The sequence below is a fragment of the Desulfobaculum sp. SPO524 genome, from assembly GCF_044987625.1.
Classification (GTDB): Bacteria; Desulfobacterota; Desulfovibrionia; order Desulfovibrionales; family Desulfovibrionaceae; genus Desulfobaculum.
Genome location: NZ_JBJDSB010000005.1, coordinates 172,820 through 191,368 on the forward strand (window position 1 = coordinate 172,820; position 18,549 = coordinate 191,368).

Consider the following 18,549-nt stretch of genomic DNA (forward strand, 5'->3'; position numbering starts at 1 on the left):
TGTCCTATTGGGCCGGGCAGGCCTCAGTCAGGGGGCATGCCTTTTCTTCGGAACCTTCGTGGGCCTTGGCGTGGATGATGGGCAGCGCCTCTGCCTGCGTGGCGTAGATGTTCTCCTCGCCAATGGACTCAAACAGGTGCGTACGCTTCATCACCGCGAGAACATTCTCATTCACGCCGGAGAAGGACATACCGTACCCGGCACTGCGCACGCGGTCCACAATAAGTGCCAGCGCTTCCTCGCCGGAGGCGTCCATGTCATTGATGCCGTTGGCCACCAGCAGGATGTGCCGCAGATGCGGCTTGGCCTGCAGAATGTCCGTGATGCGGTCCTCAAGGTAGCTGGCGTTGGCGAAGAACAGCGGGCCGTCAAAGCGGACGACAGCCACGTGGTCACACTCGCGCAGGCCGTAGACGGAGCAGTCGCGCAGGGCGCGGTCCGCCGACAGGGACAGGCTGGCTACCGTGGGGCGCATGCTCTTGTACAGGAACACGCCAAGGGACAGCACCACACCAACCATGATGCCCTTGTCCAGATGCGGGGCAAAGCCCAGCGTGCAGACAAAGGACAGGATGGAGATGGCGCCGTCGTACCACTGGGCCTTCCACGCGTGGACAAAGCCCTTCACGTTGATGAGGCCGATAACCGCCATCATGATGACCGCCGCCAGAACGGACTGGGGCAGGTGATACAGCAGCGGGGTGAAGAACATCAGCACGATAACAACCACCAGCGAGGTAAACACGCTGGACAGTCCGGTCACCGCGCCGGAGGCAAGGTTCACCGCCGAACGGGAGAACGACCCCGATGCCGGGTAGCTCTTGCCAATGGCGCCCACCATGTTGGACAGGCCCTGGCCGATAAGCTCCTGGTTGGGGTCAAGGCGCTGGCCGGTCTTGGCGGCCATGGCCTTGGCGATGGAGATGGCTTCCATGAAGCCCAGCAGCGAGATGATGGCCGCATACGGCAGCAACTGGAGCATCACGCCCATGTCGAGCTTGGGCACGGACAGGGTCGGCAGGCCGCTTGGGACCACGCCCACAACCGCGCCGCCGCCCATCATGAGCAGAGAGTCCTTGTTAATGGCCTTGTTGCCGACCTTGATGCGCCAGATGCGGCCGTCGGTGTTCAGGCCCTCGGGCGTGGTGCCCGCAAGGTAGAAGTTCGTGGTGCCGTCAGGCGCGCTGACGCCGTCGAACTTCATATGGCGAATCTTGGAGCGCCAGGTGTGGGCCCTGCGCTTCAGGTTTTCAATCTTGATGTTGGCGACTTCCACATCGTGCTTAATGTCGAGGGCGGGGATGGAGTGCATGCCCGAATTCTCAACAGCGGCGGCGTACTGGGAGTTCAGCTCGGTGCGCCGTTCGCCAATCTTGGGCAGCTCCGTGGTGACGGCGTTGAACTTGGCAATGGCTTCCACAGCGTCCGGAGACTTGATGTGGTTCAGGTCCACGGTGGTGTTGTGCTCAAAGCCAATGGCCCACGACAACAGCGTGGTAATCACAACCGCCACCAGCACGTTCGGCGCCTTGGGCGCAAAGCGCTTGAGGCCAATCATCACCGCAAAGGCCAGCACACCCATGCCGAGTGTTGGCCAGTGTGTGTAGTCCACGGCGGACTCCACCACGCGGTAGATGGTCTCATAGTGGTGCGCGGCTTTGTCCACGTACACGCCGAACATCTTGGATAGCTGGCTGGACGCAATGATGATGGCCGCGGCGTTGGTGAAGCCGTTGACCACCGGATGCGACAAAAAGTTCACCACCAATCCAAGACGCAGCGCGCCCAGCAGGAACTGGAACAGGCCAACCGTAAACGCCAACAGGATGGCGTAGGCGATGAAAGCCTCACTGCCTGCTGTGGCCAACGGTTCCAGTGATGCGGCTGTCATGAGCGAGACAACAGCCACAGGGCCGGTGGCGAGCTGACGGCTGGAGCCGAACAGCGCGGCAATCATGGGGGGCAAAAACGAAGCGTACAGCCCGTAATACGCGGGCATACCCGCAAGCTGTGCATACGCCATGGACTGCGGAATCAGCACAAGGGCCACCGTCAGTCCGGACGTGAAGTCAGCCCTCAAATGCTTTGTTCCATAGCCCTTCATCCAGGACAGGAACGGAAAAATTCGGGTCAGCATGAGCACCCTTCCATCGGTTGTGGTTTCAGCATGTTTTCGCATGAGGCGAGCACGTCAGCGTACAACGAACGAACGGGAAACAGACTCAGCATCTTAAAGCGCAAAAGGCCCGATACCATGGAAAACAGTATCAGGGCCTGACCATTGGGGGACACGTCCCTGCGGATGGAACCATCGGCCACACCCTTCTGGATGGCCTCCACCAGCATGTCCACAAAACAGTTGTAAATGGCTTCCACATCTTCCCGGAGGGCGGGATTGGTCCCGGCAAGATGATACAGATGCGAGCGGAAAAGGAGCCTGAACTCCACGTGCATCTCCTCGGAGAGACGGAAGAAGAGGGCGACAAGATCCTTCACCGTTTCCAGCCCAGACCCGGACCCCTTTGCAAAAACCGCATCCTCCACGCGGCTGACAATGCCGTTTTTCGTCGCTTCAAGAACACCGATGTAGATTTCCTCTTTGTTCTTGAAGTGATGGAAAATCGTGCCTTCAGCCGCGCCGGTGAGGCGCGAAAGCTCTGCAATGGACGTGTCCTTGTAGCCTTTGGCTGCAAAAAGCGCCGCTGCTGTTTCAAGTATCTTTTCTTTGTACGACATTGCATCTCCTAGCCCGAGTGCGCGCTCGGGTTTACCGAGTAAGCACTCGGCTTCACTCCCCCTTATGTGCTCGATTTCACATTGTCAAGCGGGCTATTAATACACGATTCTCCCTTCTCATTAAGCGCAAGCGACTGAAATTCAACACTCTTTTTAAAAAATCCAGATGATATATGATTCTCACGTCTCATAAAGAAAATTTTTTCTCCAGAGTCCGCCAAGGCGGTATCGTCGTGCCTATGACGAAAACGCCGTACATTGTGCAATTTTGCTCAAGCAACGAATCCTGCTTGCAAAACGCCGCAAACCTTGCAGTGGCGCGTCTTTTTGGACGGTCGCCCTCTTTTTTGGTGAGAAACGTGTATCATTTTGCCCCACACATGTCCCACAGCCGACACAACAGTTGCTGTGCAGTGTAGTGCATCCGCACTTTTCTGTACATTTCTCTACGCCACACCCGCAGGCCGGCGCGCCAGCGAGTGCCGGCCGCGGGCCTGCGGGGCGTGCCCGGCCCAGTCCCTGCGCGCGCACTACCAAGCGCCGCGCGTCTGTGCTATGCAAAGACCTCTATAAATGAAGGAGGTCGACCAATGAAGCATTCCCTCTCCAGACGGGATTTTCTCTATATGTCAGGCATCTGCGCCCTTGGCGCGGCAACGGGATGTGCCAAGAACCCCGTCACGGGCGAGCAGCAGTTCATGCTGCTGTCCAAATCCAGCGAAATTAAGCTGGACAAGGAGCGCTCGCCGCTCCAATTCTCCAACGACTACGGCCCCACGGACGACGCGGCCCTGAACGCCTATCTGGGCGAAACGGGCAAGAGCATGGCCCAGTACACCCACCGCCCGGACATGCCCTACTCCTTCCGGTGTGTGGATGCGGTGTACGTTAACGCCTACGCCTTTCCCGGCGGGTCCATCGCGTGCACGCGCGGTATTCTGCTGACGCTGGAAAATGAAGCCGAACTCGCCGCCCTGCTGGGGCACGAGATGGGGCACGTCAACGCGCGGCATTCGGCCTCGCGCATGTCCAAGGGCATGGCCGTGTCACTGCTCTCCTCCGGACTTGCGGCCTATGCCGCGTCCTTTGGCAAGGGCTATGGCGAAATCGCCGCGGGTATGGGCGGCATCGCCTCGGGGGCACTGCTGGCCTTCTACAGCCGCGAGGACGAACGCCAAGCCGATGCGCTGGGCATGGAATACATGACGCGCAGCGGTTATTCACCCAAGGGCATGGTGGGCCTGCAGCAGCACCTTGTGGACCTGCACAACGCAAAGCCCTCCGCAACAGAACTCCTCTTTGCCTCGCACCCCATGAGCGAGGAGCGCCTTGAAACCGCCAAGGAGGAGATGCGCTACAACTACGCCAAAGCCACATCCAATCCCGTGTACCGCGACCGCTACATGGACAACACAGCCACGCTGCGCGCCAAAAAGGACGGCATTGAAAAGCTCCAGACCGGTGCCAAGTACATGGTCAAAAAGGACTTCACCGAGGCCGAGTCCCATTTTTCCGCCGCCCTGAAGCAGATTCCGGACGACTACGCGGGCAACCTGATGATGGCCAAATGCCAGTTGGCGCAGGGGCGCGAGGCCGAGGCCAAGCGCTACGCCGACGCAGCCCACTCCATCAAACCCACAGAACCGCAGGCAGATCAGGTCATCGGCCTTGCCAGCCTGACCCAGAACGACTACCCGGCCGCCCTGCGCGCCTTCCATTCCTATGAAAAGGCGCTCCCCGGCAATCCCAGCACCGCCTTTTACAAGGGCCTCGCCCTTGAGGGCATGGGTGACCGCTCCGCCGCCGCGTGGGAATACAACCGCTACATCACCGCCACCGGCGGCCAAGGCCAGCGCGCCAACTGGGCCGCCAGCAAGCTGGACGACTGGGGCTACGCCCCGGGCCGCTAGCCGCCGCTCACACGCACAAAAAAACGGGACGAAACCGCAAGGCTTCGTCCCGTTTTTGTATGACACGTTTCCGCGCCGCTGCCGTCAGCACACGCGCTGGCGGCGGCGGGGCAACCGGATGGTGCCGGAAAGGATAAGGGTGCTCAGGATGATGAATCCTGCACCAAAAAAGGCCAATCCATCGGGGAATTCCCCAAAGAACAGCATGCCCCAGATGGCGGTGAACACCACCTGCAGACTGCCCGTTGCGGTGGCCGTTCCCGTGGATTCCATAGCCAATCCGCGCGTCAGGCACATCTGGGCCACCTGCGTCAGCACGCCAATGCCCGCCATCATGGTCATTTCCAGCAGGTTGGGCGTCACCCACACCGGCAGGCTACCAAGCAGCGCGCACGGCACGGACACAATGTACAGATACACCACAATGGTCAGCGGGTGTTCGCGCCCGCCAAGGTGATGCATGCTCACATACGCGCCCGCCACGGACACGGCGGCAAGCAGGGCCACGGCGTAGGCCAGCCCGGAGATTTCCACCGCCCCCGCACCAAAAAGGAACGGCGGCTTGGTCACCAGCACCACGCCCATGAGGCACAGCGGGATGCACAGCATGGCGCGCCTGTCCATGCGCTCGCCAAGAAAGACGAAGGACAGCAGCACCGCGATGACCGGGTTGCAGTAAAAGAGCACAATAGCGTCCGCAAGAGGCATATGCGTGATGGCGTAAAACGACCCGGCAAGGCCGCCAAAGCCCAAAATACCGCGCAGAAGCAGCGGCACATGGTGCGTGCCAATCCACGGCGCGCCGCTGCGGCGCATAAGCCACCAGCACAGCATAATGCCGAACACGCTGCGCCCGAGAACAATCTCAATAAAGGGCAGGCGCTGTCCGGTCGTTTTCACGAGGACGCTGGCCAAACTGAAAAAGACGGTGCCCACGGCGACATACAACACGCCCTTGGACAATCCGCCTTCACGCTGCCCCCCATCCTGATGGAGGGCGTCGGTTGTTTCCATATCCATGTCTATCACTCCACGCGCCCATTTTTGGGCGCAAGAGTGCATATGTAACCACTCCCCCACCCTGTGGCAACAGCCGCAATGGCGCTTTTTTCCCGGTTTGGGGGAGCGGCGGGCAAAAGGACGGCCGCCCCTTGGCAGGGTTGACCGCGCCTTCGTTGTCCGCAATGATGAGTGCGTACTTGCAGAACCATCACCCGGCCGCTCCGGCGCGCCCTGCCCATACCAGCAGGCCGCCACACGGCGACCAGCGCGCCACAACAGCCCGGCACGCACAACGCGGAGGATGTATGACCAAGACGTATACCCTTGAGGCCCACTGTCCCCTGTGCGGCAAGGATGCCACCCTGCAGCTCACCGCCCGCGAGCTCAAAAAGCTGGAAGCCTCCCCCGAAGACGTCAACAAAGAACTCACAGGCCGCACGCAGGACAAGCTGGAAGGACGCCCCGCGCGCAAGGAACTGGAGGGCCGCGCACCACAGGTACAGCTCACCTGCGACTCCTGCGGAAAACAGCACGTCGAGGATCTGTCAAAGACCTGCGCGGAGTGGGACGACTACTGCAACGAAGTCCACCCCATTCAGGACGTTTAGCCCTTCAAATACACAGCGCCGCACATGGCAGCCCTCTGCTGCGCCATGTGCGGCCTCTTTCATTATGGCCCACGCCCTCAGCCCCAGCGCCCTTCCGCTGTAACGCGTCCCCGCCGCCAGCCCGCTCCCGCGCGCATGGCCCCTCGGCGCGGGTACGCCACCGGCGCGCCAGCCTCCACTCATTAGCCGTCTTCGGGCGGCGCCTGCACGTCCTCCGTGCTTTCGCCGCCTTCTCCGCCTTCGCTCTCCCACGGGATCAGCACCTTGACGATATTGCTGATGCCAAAATTCTGGTGGTACTTCTTCAGGTACGCAATGCTCACCCGCGTCATCTCCTGCCCGCGTGCCAGCACGCGGATAAACTTGCCGTTGCGTTCCAGGGTGACGTCCTCGGCCAGCACCATATTTTCCTGCAAATTATCAATAGCCACCTGCCGGACACAGAAGCGCCCCTCATCACCCAGCAGCTTTTTGAACGCTTCCAAAATCTTGGGGTCGTACCAGCCGCCACGCTTGGTCAGCGATGAATAGGCCTCCTGCTTGTCCTGTCCCGCCTGCTGGAGCCTGTCGAAATCAAGCACGATTTTAATAATCCGCGAGCCAAGGGGGATAAGCTCCCCGGCCACGGAGTCCTGCGGCAGACCTTTGCCGTCAAAGAGCTTGTCCTGATAGGCGATGATGCGACCGACCTCCTCCATACGCGGAATGCGCGTAACAATGCGGGCGCAGATGTCCGTATGCTCCGAAAACATGGCGTACTCGCCGGGGTTGAGCTGGCGGCCAAGGTTCACGCGGCGCACCAGCTTTTCCGGCAGGGTGATGTAGCCCAGCAGCGAGAGCATGGCCGCCGTCTCCGTCCGCCACGGATTGGGGTCGTCCACCATGATGGCCAGCTTGCGCACGTAGGGCGTCATACGCGACACCTGCCCGAACACATCAGGCCGAATGACGGACATCACATCGCTCAGCATGGCGACACTGCCCTTGAGGGTTTCCTCCAGCAGTTCGCGCTCAGAGATAATAAGCTCGTAGTGCCGCGCGCCATCGGCCAGCGCCCGCACCAGAATTTCCGGCGGGCAGGGCTTGGTGAGCAGGCGAAAAATATTCCCCTCATTCACCGCCTTGATGGCCACGTCCAACTCCGCATACCCCGTTAAAAGAATGCGCGAGGCATCGGGAAGCATGTCTTTGACCTCGGCAAGAAACTGCAGTCCGTCCATGCCGGGCATACGAAAGTCCGACACCACCACGCTGAACGAGCCTTTTTCCGCGATGGTCCGAAGCGCCAACACGCCACTGTTTGCCGTCTCCACGTCGTAGCGTTTGCGCAACTGGCGCGAGTAGGCGGCGAGCAGATTTGTGTCGTCATCCACAAAGAGGATTCTATGTTTCTTCGTCGCCATGCTCCTCCCTCTCTTCCGGTGACACCACCAGCTCCTTCCATGCCTCTATCCTGTCGCCAACACCCGCAATGCGCAGGTACTCCTCGTCCAGCTCCGGGATGGCGTAGTTGCTGTGCAGGACATAATACGCATGGTCCAGCCAATTGGCGGCGTGCACCACGCCAACGGTGCTCAGACCGCGCTCCGGATACATGGGCGCGTGGTGGAAGGCGATGGACTCCACCACCGCATCCGGCAATCCCCACAGCCCCATCAGGTAGGCGCCCACCTCGGCATGCGTGGTCCCGAAGGTCTCAAATTCCATCCACCGCACCACGCGGTTTTGCTCGCGCACTTGCGTGAGCATGGTGTTGTACCTGTCCGTAAAGGTGGACGCGAGAATGAGCTTGCCCACGTCGTGCAGCAGGCCCGCAATAAAGCACTCGTCCTGCATTTTGGCGTCCATTTTTTCCATTTCCGCGATGTCGCGGCACAGGGTGGACACCCGCATGCTATGGTCCCACAGGCCGGACAGCGAATACTGCCGCAGCTCCTCGCTGTGAAATTCCGAAAAGATATTCACGGACAGCACAAGGGCCTTGATGACCTTAAGCCCGAGGAGCGCCACGGCTTGCTCCGGGCTGGAGATATGCCGCGCAAAGCCAAAGAACGACGAGTTCACCAGCTTGAGGATTTTGGCGCTCATGGAAATATCGTGCGAGATAATTTCCCCTACCTTGGCGATGGACGGCTCGGGCTTGTTCATCTCCTCGGTAAGCTGGTGGTATGCCTCGGACAGCGACGGGAGCGACTCAATACGCGACACCATCTCACGCAGGGTATCCACGGACACGATGTCCTGCACTTCCAGCGCCTTGGAGATGACATCCTGCAACTTTTCCGGTGAGCAAGGTTTGGACACATACTGATGTGCGGGCAGGACAGAGCGCACCACAAGGTCAAGGTCCGAGTGGCCGGACAAAACAATGCGCGCTACTCCGGGATGATGCTCCATCACCTCGTGCAGTAGCGCCGCGCCATCCATCATGGGCATGCGCATGTCCGTAACCACCACGTCAAAGTGCTTCTCGTCCAACAGACGAAGCGCCTCCTCGCCGCTGGCGGCAAAGGCCATGTCCCATTCCTGCCGCTTGGGCCGCAGCATGCGCCGCAGCCCCTGCAAGACATTGGACTCGTCATCCACAAAGAGAATCCGTCTGCTCATACGACTGGGTCTCCTTCCGGTCTACGCATCCAAAGGAAGCCAGATGATGAATTCCGCACCTTGGCCCTCCTCGCTTTCCACGGAGAGCCGGCCCCCGTGCTTCTCCACAATAATGCCGTGTGCCATGGCCAGCCCTTGCCCCGTGCCCTTGCCCACCTCCTTGGTGGTAAAGAAGGGATCAAACACCCGCTTGCGCACATCTTCAGGCATGCCGGTGCCCGTATCACGGAAACGCAGTTCCACGCCGCCATCCGCCTGCGCCGAGGACACATATATCGTCCCCCGCTCTCCGGTGGCGCCCACCTTGGCCTCTATGGCCTGAGCGGCGTTCACCACAAAATTTAAAAACGCTTGATTCAACTCCGCCGCGTAACAGGTCACCGGCGGCAAGGCGTCATCAAGGTTGTATTCCACATCCGCCACCTGCTTCCACTCGTTGCTGGCAACGGTGATGGTATTGCGCAGGGCGTCGTTTAAATCCGTGCCCACCTTGCCGCTTTCGCCGGGGTGGGCGAACTTCTTCATGGACTGCACAATAACGGCGATGCGGTCCACACCGTCCAGCGTCTGTTCAATGGCGGCGGGCACTTCCTCCAGCAGGTAGTCCACGTCCGCCTCTTCCATGGTTTCAATCATCTTGCCCGCGGCCTGCGCCCGTTCCTGTTCCGTGCCGCTGGTGCATGTGTTGGACGCCGCGCGGCACGCCGACAGCACGCCTATGACGTCGTCAAACGCGTCCTTAATAAACCGCAGATTGTCGCTCACATACTGCGCCGGAGTGTTGATTTCATGCGCGATCCCCGCGGCCAACTGACCGATGGACTCCAGCTTCTGCGCCTGCAGGAGTTGGCTCTCCAGCTTTTTGCGCTCCGTCACGTCCATAACCACGGCAAACGCGCCCTCAAATTCCGCCTCCTCCGTAAACAGCGGCGTTGGCGACACAAGGGAGAACACCTCGCGTCCCTCTGGCCCAACCCAGGTCAGCTCAAAGCTCTCGGAGCTGCCCATCTGGCGTTTTTCGTGCTCCTCCAGCATCTTTTCACGATTCACCTCATCCAAAAATTCCAAAACCGTTTCGCCCAGCACCTCGGGGCGCGCTTTGCCCAGCATCTCGCACACGCGGCGGTTCACATAGGTAATGCGCAGCTCCGCATCCGTAATAATCAGCCCCTCCTGCATGTTCTCCACAAGAGTGCGGTTGCGCTCCTCGCTGCGCGCCAACTGCTCGGCCACCCGGCGGCTCTCCTGCGCGCTACTGATGACGTCCGCCAAGGCCTCGTACAGCCGCAAATCGCCCTCCGACCACAACGCGCCGCCCGTCAGGCGCTCAAAAGTCATGCAGCCAACCCATTTGCCACCGGTAAACATCGGCACGGCGGCAAGGGCGCTCACCTGCCGCTTTTCCAGCCATTTGCGTTCGCCCCGCGCCTGCTGCGGCACATCATCCAGCGAGGCCAGCACCACCCGCGTTCCCGCCTTTAAGGTTTCAACCCACCAGGGAATTACGGACAGCGCCACATCCCGCGCGGATGCCGGGCACTTCGTGGCCTGCTTTTCGCGCCACGTGTACGACTGCACCATGTGCCGCTCATCCTGCGTCAGCCTGAACACGCAGCACCGGTCCACCTGCGCAAACTCGCCAATCTGTTGCAACGCATCGCGGATGACGGCGTTGATATCGCTGCCCCTGTCGCTGACAAAGCGCCGCGTCAACTGCGAGACCAGCGCCTCCAGCTTCATGCGGTACTCAAGCCCCCGCACGGCGGCGTCCATCTCCGTAATGTCACGCAGGAATCCCTCCGCGCAGAAGAACCGCCCCTCGGAGTCCTCAAGCCCGCGCGCGTCCATAGACACCAGAATGCGCGTCCCGTCCGCGCGCTGCATCTGGCACTGATAATCGCTCACCACCCCATCCAGCGCCAAGGCGGCGATGAACTTGTCAAACTCCTCCGGCCGGACGAACATCGCCGACAGCCCGGAAAGCTCCATAACTTTATGGGGAGATGGCAAACCAAGAATCCGCGCCAGGGCTGGATTGGCCCGCAGCACCCGACCATGCGGGGCGAGGCGGAAGACGCCTTCCTGCGCGTTGTCAATAATGGCGCGGCAGCGGCGCTCACTTTCAATTAGTGTCGCCTCCACCTGCTTGCGGACGGAAATATCATGCACCAAGCACAGCATGGCCTTTTTCTCCCCCCACTTGGAAGGAGAGACGGCAAGCTCCACGTTGTAGACCCGCGAATCCACCGTGTGCTGGGCCTCCACGGCAAAGGCTCCGCTCTTCCATACATGGCTCAGTGCTTCGGCAGGATACGGAACAATGGCATCGCCAAACCCAGCAAGGCCATCCGGGTCGTCCTCGCGCAGGCCATACTGCTCCCGCGCGACGGCATTTGCCCACAGGACAATGCCCTCGCCACTCACAATCATGGCAGGAATAGCGGCGTGTTCCAGAATCGATTCGTCGCGGGGCCTCAACGGGTATGCCTCCCAGTACGCTTCACGCAAATACAGGACCGGTCAGTGCGGACACACTTCCTAGCATACCTCAAACACCACGCCGGGAGTAGAGGGGAAAGACAAAAATCGGGGGAAGAAAGAAAAGGCGGGCTACAGCAAAGCCGAGAAGACTCCGTGCTCGCGCAGGATGTTCACGCCAATGCCCATCAGGGTGACGCCGCCGACCATACCGGCGTAGCGCCCAAGGCAGCACGACTGCCCAAGCAGGCGGCCGCCCCATACGCCAGCGGCAGTAAACACAAACGCCACCACACCAATAATCACCGCAGGTAGAAGGATAGGACGCCCCATCAACGAATAACTGGCGCCCACCGCCAACGCATCAATACTGGTGGCGACAGAGAGCATCACCAGCGACAGCCCGCGCGTGGGATCGTTGTCCGTGCATTCACACTCGTCCTTCAGAGCCTCCACAAACATATGCGCGCCAATAAGGAACAACAACCCAAAGGCGCACCAATGCGCCCAATTCTCAACAAACACGCGCACGGAAAGGCCCATCCACCACCCGGCAACAGGCATCATGGCCTGAAACAGGCCAAAGTGCCACGCAAGGCGCGCCACAGGCCGCCACGACCGGGTGCTCATCCCCGCCCCCGCCGCAACGGACACCGCAAAAGCGTCCATGGCCAGCGCCACAGCAACTGCAAAAATCTCAAACATGTCTCAGTTCTTCCTTATTCCGGATTCCTCACACAGTGTGCTTGCCCTAGCTTGCACAGCTTCCCCCCATTTGCAAGGCCCCCGTCACACAGCCGTAACACGGCCTCTGTACGCTGCTGCCCATGAACGTTCCACCATTTCCCATACGCATTTTATTCCTCTGCACCGGCAACTCCTGCCGCAGCCAGATGGCCGAGGGCTTTGCACGGCACCTCAAGGCCCCGGTCATCCACGCCCAAAGCGCAGGCATCGTCAAGCACGGCCTCAATCCCCTTGCCGTCCGCGCCATGGCCGACGCCGGAGTGGATATCTCCGGGCAGTCCTCCAAAACCCTTGAGGAACTCCCGGACCTCAATTTTGACTACGTCATCACCCTCTGCGGCAACGCCAAGGAGACCTGCCCCCGCTTTCCCGGACGGGCCACCGTACTGCACCGCGGGTTTGACGACCCGCCCCAGCTCGCCCAAAACGCTGCGACAGAAGCCGAAGCCCTCGCCCATTACGCCCGCGTCCGGGACGAAATTCGCGCCTTCATCATATCGCTTCCGCAAGCGCTGGACGACATGAAGCAGGCCCTCACCGCCACGCATCTCGTCCCGCCCATTTTCTCCAAATAGCCCCCGCCCGCCACCACGGTGGGCGGCCCTCTTTTGCGCACCAAAAATTCCCCGCAACGCCCACCACATAAGACCTTTTGCATTCATATCCGATATAGGATAACCTACATGGCAAACCTGCCTTCCGGGCGGTTTTTGCAGGCCAGAAGCCGCGGCGTTTTCATGAGCGCCGCCATCGTTCATCCCTCTGTCCGAACTGGAAGAATCATGCCCCAGACCACTGACACGCACACCACTCCGGCCCTGAGTAACAGCACCATTGCACCGGATACCGCCACCATTCTGCGTGAAGTCAAGCGCCTGTACGCCGACTGCGGCCTCGGCCATCTCCCCAGCATTATCACGGACACCCACGCCAGTATTCTGCGCCTGTTCCGCGGCGATATGCCCGGCTACCGCCAAAGCACCGCGCCCTACCACGACTTGGAGCACACCCTCTCCGTCGTGCTCGCCTCCGCGCGCCTTGTGCACGGCATCAGCACCACGCGCGCCGTCTCCGACGATCTGTTCACGGTCGCCGTCGTCGCCGCCTATTTCCACGACACCGGCATGCTGCAGGACGAAACCGATACAACCGGTACCGGCGCAAAGCACACCGTCGGGCACGAGGACCGCTCCATCGCCATCATGCGCAGCCTTCTCGCCACACACGCCGTCCCCGCCCACACCTGCGACGCCATCGCCAGCGCCATCGACTGCACACGCCTCGCCCTTACACCAGCAGACATCGCCTTCCCAACACCAGACGCCAAAGACGCCGGACTCATCGTCGGATCAGCCGACCTCATCGCCCAACTCGCCGACCGCAAATATCTGGAAAAACTGCCGCTCCTCTTCAAAGAATTTCAGGAAGCCCGCATCCCCGGCTACGTCACCCAGCGCGACCTGTTCCAAAAAACTGCGCCCTTCTACAACAACGTCGTGCGCCCACGCCTCGACCACGACCTGGGCGCCGTCACCCGGTTCATGCGACTGCACTTCCTCCACCGCTTCGGCCTCGACCATGACCCGTATCAACACGCCATCGATGCCAACCTCGGACACCTGCGCTACCTCCTCAAAACCACCGGACCAAACGACATCACCACCAAACTCCGCCGTAAAAACGACGTGCTGCATGTGAGTGAGACTGTTTAGAAGAAAGAAAGAAAGAAAGGCAATGCCTCCGGCGGGTTAAGGGAATGATTCCCTTAACAATCCCCAGGATTTTTCGGGCGGAAGCCGCCCGAAAAATAGGGGTGGGTGGGCGGGGTCTTCTGCCTTCTCTTTGTTCTTCACACACACGAGCAGGGATTCTCACCGCCCTTCACGCACCACCGACGCCCCCAAAAAAATCTCTCCCCATAAGCACGGACGAGAGCCGTCAGGGGTGACGACCGCCCCATCCAAGAGCACCCGGCCTGTGCGCACACGGGATCTTTAAGGGCCCACGGCCCTTAAACCTGCGGAGCACAAAAAGCCCGGCCTTCTCTCCACCACAGCGCCCCCTCACCGCCAACGCCCGGTCTCCTCCTGCCGTCCATAAAAAAACGCCCCGCGTTGGCGGGGCGTTGTGATGTTGGTGCAGTGTTTGGCTTAGTTGCGAATCTTGGCGTCGGTCTTTTCGGGGTGTTTGTCGATGCGCATGATGCGCTTGTGCGCGGAGTCGGCGATGTTTTTCATAACGCGCTTGAGGTCTGAGCCTTCCCAAAGGACGGCGACGGTCTCGTTGTTGCGCACCTTTTCGCTTATTTCGTAGCCCTTTTCGTTTTCCGCTTCGAGGATGATGTCGTCTTCGTCCACGAGTTCCTCACCGTTCAGGGCTTTGGCGAACAGCTCGCGGACGGTGTATCCGAAGCAGGTCCGCACGTCCTCAGCGGTTTCCGCGAGGCTAAGCTTGTTTCTGTACTCCGGCAGCACCTCGTTTTCGTACTTCACGAAGGAAAACTGTTTTGTCATTGGCTTCTCCTTGTTGGGTTCCTCAAGGACAGGGCCTTTACGCCTTGCGCTTGTCGCCTGTGGTCCGGCTTGCCGCAGTGCGGGGCAGCTGGCACCGCCGAGGCGGCGGCAAATATCTTCGTACTTAAGCTCCGGGTGGCTGACGTACAGGTAATGAACGACATGCTCACCGACTTTGCTGGCGTACACCTCGGCGCGCAGCCCGGGCAGGGCCTGACGAACCACAACGGCCGTGGCGCGGGCGACACTGCCGCCTGTGACGAAGGCGGCGAAGGCCTGCGGCGTGCCAGCATGCGCTGGTGCGATGGTCATGCTGACGAGTGCCGTTACCAATACGGTGAGACATAGCAGACGCATAGTCAACTCCCCGGATTCATTTCCTCCTTGGACTGGGGGCCGCCGTCGGCGTGCTCGGGGAGGAACTGCATGACGAGTGCGCGCAGCACGTCTCCGGGCACATACCCTACGTGGTCGACGCGCAGGGTCCCTTGTGCATCCCATACCATGAGTTTCGGAACGCCTTCCACCTCAAAATGTTTGGCAAGGCCCGGCGTAGAACGATAAATGGGAAAATTGACCTTATTCTCATCCACATACGTCTTGAGGGAATCTTCGTCGAAATCGAGAGAAATGCCGATGAGGCGCATCTCGTCATCCGGCACGCTGCGCCGCAGGGCCATAAAGTCCGGCATCTCGCGCACACAGGGCGGGCACCACGTGGCCCAAAAGGACAACACCACAACGCGGCCTGTGGAATCATCTACGATATCCTGAAGCGCCTTCGCATCCACGCCGCCCAGATAGCCTGCATTGACGCAGACGGGCGAAAAAAGGGTGAAAAGAACTGCCAAGGCAATCAAACGGTTCCGGAAAAAGTCGACCAGACGGCGCTTTTTTCTTGCGCTGCAAATCACTGCAAACACACGGCAACTCCTTGATCGAAAGCGTGCACACGCTTTGTCGAGAAAAACGGACCCTTGGTGCGATAATCGCGAATATCCGCCTCTACCAAGGGTTCTAGGGTCTTTATTCTCACGGGTGGTTCCATCAATATGTTGAGGAAAGCATACCACGTCCACCGCCTCTTCGACCACGGCGACGACACATAAACAAAGCGCATTGCCCATGACAGAACCACTTGCCACGGATGCCTCTTTTAAAACCCTCCCCTCCCCGTTCGCGGGCATTTTTTCGGAGAGGAAGTCGAGCACTGTTGGCTTTGGTGCGACCAAAAAACGCAAGATCAGCAAAACACTGTGGTTTGTTGAGCGCGACGCCGACGGCAAGACGACCATCCGGCCGGTCAACAAGAACCTTATCCCAACGGGCAGCACCAGGCCCATCTCCCCGGAGACCGTGCTGGAGAAGTATTCTCCGGAGCCGGACCTGTACATGACGCACACGGCCCCGCGCATGCGCCAGCTTGAGCAAACCGTGGACGAAGGGGACGAGCATCGGGAAAAGGGCGAGTTGTATAGCGCGGAATTTCAGTACACCAATGCGCTGGAGATTGACGAGGACCACATCCGCGCCAACTTCGGCATTGGGCTGACGTACCTTGAACGCGGCGAAAACAAAAAGGCGCAGGCAGTGCTGGACAAGCTGGTCACGCTGGATGCGGCCTTTACGGAGCAGCACAAGCACCTGTTCAACGAGTTTGGCATCCGGCTCCGGCGCAACGGCATGTTCAAGGAGTGCATCCGCTACTACAAGCGCGCGCAGGAGCTGACGGGCGAGGACGACCACCTGCTCTTCAATATTGCCCGCGCGCACTTTGAGGCGGAAGAGTTTGACCAGGCGATGAAGCTCCTCAAGGAAAGCCTGTCCATCAATCCTGAATTGTACGAAGCGCGCATGCTCCGCAAGGCGCTGCACAAGGCCAAGCCGTCGCTCCGGGACGGAGGAGCCATTAAAATTACTGGCATCTAAAGCGCATCACAACAACGAAACGCCACCACGGAAGAACCGGGTGGCGTTTTTTTCATGAACGCTGGTGGGGGCTTAGGACTGGGCAACCATGATGCGCCCGGTGTTCACCTCGGGCAGCACCTCGCCTCCAGAAAAGCGGTTGTTTGCGGCGGGGTCGAGGGTCATGGTGGGATGCATGCCCATGCGGTCGGAGGGGGCCACGCCCATCTGCGTCCGCTGGGCAAAGCCAGCGGCGCGGGCGGCTTCGCGCTGGGCCATCTCGGCAGCGCGCGACTCCTTCAAATTATACAGCGTATAGGGCGGCAACCGGCGAAACATCCGCCGGAAGGCTTGTGCGTGCTGGGAATCGTACAAAATAAGCATATGGGCCTCACGGTGCTGGGGGTGGCCGCGCGCCGGTCTTGACGACGGAAGCGGCCAGACGCCCCTATGATGCCCCCGGCGCGGCGCAAAGTCCACCCCAAGGGCTGACGGTGACCGCATTCTGGCGTAGGATGGGCCGCGGCCAGACGCTGGTCTGTGTCGGCATAATCTTATGACGCTTGCCCCGTGCCGCGGGAGCGGCGCAACTGAGGAGAAAGAAGTATGGCTCCCGGCTCCACCCGTTTTTCACCCCGCCCACCTTTCGACCCCGCCCGCTTCTGTGAGCTTGCCGAGGCCCCTGCGCTGGGCGAGGCGGAAACCCAGCGCCTTGCGGCCACGTGGGACCGCTGGACCGAGCGCCTCACGGCGTGCGCGGTGCGCACCGGCGGCGGCACGCGCCTGCTGGCGTGGCTGGACAAAGCGGTAGAAGACGAAATTGATGGCTGCTGGACTGCGGAGCCGCGCACGTCCTTTCTGCTGCATGTGCTGGCGCTGAACCTGCTTATGGCGGCCACGGCGCAACTGGTGCCGCAAATTGCGCAGCACGGCTGCGCCCCGGTCCCTGCGCCGGACCCGGAGCTGGCCGCGGTTTCAGACCGCTTTGGCCTTGTCTGGACATCGGAAACGACTCTTGAGCGGCGCTACGCGCTGGTCACTCCCATGCCGTGGCAGGGCGGATGCGCCATATGTCTTTTGCAAAACAGTTGCCCCAAGCTGCGCACACCATCCGAGAGTGCCTGATATTTCCCACAATCCATACGCCACGGTCTTTGCTAAAGTTTTTTGCACACCCAGCCGATAGAGACTGTAACAGCAACCGGACGGCATGGTCGCGAATGCCATACCCGAAACATGGAGGTTTCGACATGGCCATATCAAGCATCTCAAACGCATCGACCAATGGTTGGGAAGTCCTTTCGGCGGACCGTCAGAAGTCCCTTGCCAATTCCATGAAGGACATCCAAAAGGCAAAGCTGCAGCGCGAAGTGTACGCGGACCCGGGCATGGCCGCACGGCTTATCGCCATTGAGGCGTCGCCCGTGTACAACTCCAAGGGAGAGCTGATCCCCTCGGTTGGGGGCTGATTCCCCGCACCGCCGCGCTGTCCCTTGCCACGCACCGGAGCTGACATCTGTTCAGGCATGAAAACTGCATTCCATCTACAGCAGGATTCAACACAGAATTCACCGCAGCCACCAGACACCGCCAGAGCCATTTGACACTCCGGTCTCCGGTGCATATTTTAGAGATGGAGCCACAGGGCACCAGCCCAGGCTCAAGGGAGGGAACATCGTGGATATCAAGGGTATCGGTCCGGGAAGGACTCCCTACGATCAGCTCAAGATCCAGCAGGACCGCGAGCGTGAAGAGCTTTCGCCCGATGTCAAAAATTCGTCGGGTGAAGCGCGGGACGCCGTCTCCGTCAGCGGAGATGCCCGCCTGCTCTCCACAGCGCGCGAGGTCGCGGCGGAAGCCCCGGACACGCGCGAGGACAAGGTCGCCCGCTTGAAGGAGCAGGTCCAAAACGGAACCTACTCGCCAAACGGCCGCCTTATCGCGGACAAGCTCATTTCCGAGGAACTGGACCTCTGGCAGTAGGCCAGAGCCGACATACTCGCACGCACGGCGGGCCGGATACCCATGGGTATCCGGCCC

General features: G+C 60.4%; 18 protein-coding genes. 8 read left to right on the forward strand and 10 right to left on the reverse strand.

The window, feature by feature from the left end; all coding sequences use genetic code 11:
* Positions 1 to 4: 4 nt before the first annotated feature.
* Together ACI3L3_RS15090 and ACI3L3_RS15095 are read right to left on the reverse strand one after the other, a co-directional pair.
* Positions 5 to 2,137 (reverse strand): SulP family inorganic anion transporter, encoded by a 2,133-nt coding sequence (locus ACI3L3_RS15090; protein WP_404845977.1) that lies wholly within the window; start codon positions 2,135 to 2,137, stop codon positions 5 to 7.
* Positions 2,131 to 2,736 (reverse strand): TetR/AcrR family transcriptional regulator, encoded by a 606-nt coding sequence (locus tag ACI3L3_RS15095; protein ID WP_404845978.1) that lies wholly within the window; start codon positions 2,734 to 2,736, stop codon positions 2,131 to 2,133. Before ACI3L3_RS15095 ends, ACI3L3_RS15090 begins: the two co-directional genes overlap by 7 nt.
* Before the next feature lie 590 nt (positions 2,737 to 3,326).
* On the opposite strand from ACI3L3_RS15095, the gene ACI3L3_RS15100 reads away from it, so the two are divergent.
* Positions 3,327 to 4,646, forward strand: a complete 1,320-nt coding sequence (locus tag ACI3L3_RS15100; protein WP_404845979.1) for a M48 family metalloprotease — start codon at positions 3,327 to 3,329, stop codon at positions 4,644 to 4,646.
* Positions 4,647 to 4,730: 84 nt separating this feature from the next.
* Here the strand turns inward: ACI3L3_RS15100 and ACI3L3_RS15105 are convergent, their stop codons facing one another.
* On the reverse strand, positions 4,731 to 5,666 hold the full coding sequence (locus ACI3L3_RS15105; RefSeq protein ID WP_404845980.1) for a DMT family transporter: 936 nt from the start codon (positions 5,664 to 5,666) through the stop codon (positions 4,731 to 4,733).
* Between the two features lie 287 nt (positions 5,667 to 5,953).
* On the opposite strand from ACI3L3_RS15105, the gene ACI3L3_RS15110 reads away from it, so the two are divergent.
* The gene (locus tag ACI3L3_RS15110) at positions 5,954 to 6,256 is read left to right on the forward strand and encodes a hypothetical protein (protein ID WP_404845981.1); all 303 of its coding nucleotides are present in this window, start codon (positions 5,954 to 5,956) and stop codon (positions 6,254 to 6,256) included.
* A gap of 182 nt (positions 6,257 to 6,438) precedes the next feature.
* Here ACI3L3_RS15110 and ACI3L3_RS15115 read toward each other — a convergent pair whose 3' ends face one another.
* The 4 genes from ACI3L3_RS15115 to ACI3L3_RS15130 form a co-directional block, all read right to left on the reverse strand.
* On the reverse strand, positions 6,439 to 7,659 hold the full coding sequence (locus ACI3L3_RS15115; protein WP_404845982.1) for an HD domain-containing phosphohydrolase: 1,221 nt from the start codon (positions 7,657 to 7,659) through the stop codon (positions 6,439 to 6,441).
* Complete coding sequence (locus ACI3L3_RS15120; protein WP_404845983.1) at positions 7,640 to 8,863, reverse strand: HDOD domain-containing protein; 1,224 nt, start codon at positions 8,861 to 8,863, stop codon at positions 7,640 to 7,642. Before ACI3L3_RS15120 ends, ACI3L3_RS15115 begins: the two co-directional genes overlap by 20 nt.
* A gap of 21 nt (positions 8,864 to 8,884) precedes the next feature.
* Entirely contained in the window at positions 8,885 to 11,341 is a 2,457-nt protein-coding gene (locus ACI3L3_RS15125; protein WP_404845984.1) for a PAS domain S-box protein, read from the reverse strand.
* A 132-nt stretch (positions 11,342 to 11,473) separates the two neighbouring features.
* Positions 11,474 to 12,046 (reverse strand): manganese efflux pump MntP family protein, encoded by a 573-nt coding sequence (locus ACI3L3_RS15130; RefSeq protein WP_404845985.1) that lies wholly within the window; start codon positions 12,044 to 12,046, stop codon positions 11,474 to 11,476.
* Between the two features lie 122 nt (positions 12,047 to 12,168).
* Here ACI3L3_RS15130 and ACI3L3_RS15135 point away from each other — a divergent pair, with 122 nt between their 5' ends.
* On the forward strand, positions 12,169 to 12,663 hold the full coding sequence (locus ACI3L3_RS15135) for an arsenate reductase ArsC (RefSeq protein ID WP_404845986.1): 495 nt from the start codon (positions 12,169 to 12,171) through the stop codon (positions 12,661 to 12,663).
* A 207-nt stretch (positions 12,664 to 12,870) separates the two neighbouring features.
* Complete coding sequence (locus ACI3L3_RS15140) at positions 12,871 to 13,800, forward strand: hypothetical protein (protein ID WP_404845987.1); 930 nt, start codon at positions 12,871 to 12,873, stop codon at positions 13,798 to 13,800.
* A gap of 438 nt (positions 13,801 to 14,238) precedes the next feature.
* Here the strand turns inward: ACI3L3_RS15140 and ACI3L3_RS15145 are convergent, their stop codons facing one another.
* Positions 14,239 to 14,958 (reverse strand): hypothetical protein, encoded by a 720-nt coding sequence (locus ACI3L3_RS15145; protein ID WP_404845988.1) that lies wholly within the window; start codon positions 14,956 to 14,958, stop codon positions 14,239 to 14,241.
* 2 nt (positions 14,959 to 14,960) lie between these two features.
* Positions 14,961 to 15,452 (reverse strand): TlpA family protein disulfide reductase, encoded by a 492-nt coding sequence (locus ACI3L3_RS15150; RefSeq protein WP_404845989.1) that lies wholly within the window; start codon positions 15,450 to 15,452, stop codon positions 14,961 to 14,963.
* 274 nt (positions 15,453 to 15,726) lie between these two features.
* On the opposite strand from ACI3L3_RS15150, the gene ACI3L3_RS15155 reads away from it, so the two are divergent.
* On the forward strand, positions 15,727 to 16,530 hold the full coding sequence (locus tag ACI3L3_RS15155) for a tetratricopeptide repeat protein (RefSeq protein WP_404845990.1): 804 nt from the start codon (positions 15,727 to 15,729) through the stop codon (positions 16,528 to 16,530).
* A gap of 72 nt (positions 16,531 to 16,602) precedes the next feature.
* Here ACI3L3_RS15155 and ACI3L3_RS15160 read toward each other — a convergent pair whose 3' ends face one another.
* On the reverse strand, positions 16,603 to 16,893 hold the full coding sequence (locus tag ACI3L3_RS15160) for a hypothetical protein (protein ID WP_404845991.1): 291 nt from the start codon (positions 16,891 to 16,893) through the stop codon (positions 16,603 to 16,605).
* 222 nt (positions 16,894 to 17,115) lie between these two features.
* On the opposite strand from ACI3L3_RS15160, the gene ACI3L3_RS15165 reads away from it, so the two are divergent.
* The 3 genes from ACI3L3_RS15165 to flgM all read left to right on the forward strand — a co-directional run bounded on the left by ACI3L3_RS15165 (position 17,116) and on the right by flgM (position 18,492).
* Complete coding sequence (locus ACI3L3_RS15165; protein WP_404845992.1) at positions 17,116 to 17,634, forward strand: hypothetical protein; 519 nt, start codon at positions 17,116 to 17,118, stop codon at positions 17,632 to 17,634.
* Between the two features lie 125 nt (positions 17,635 to 17,759).
* Positions 17,760 to 17,978, forward strand: a complete 219-nt coding sequence (locus ACI3L3_RS15170; protein WP_404845993.1) for a hypothetical protein — start codon at positions 17,760 to 17,762, stop codon at positions 17,976 to 17,978.
* Positions 17,979 to 18,186: 208 nt separating this feature from the next.
* Entirely contained in the window at positions 18,187 to 18,492 is a 306-nt protein-coding gene (gene flgM, locus ACI3L3_RS15175; RefSeq protein ID WP_404845994.1) for a flagellar biosynthesis anti-sigma factor FlgM, read from the forward strand.
* The last annotated feature ends 57 nt before the right edge of the window (positions 18,493 to 18,549 follow it).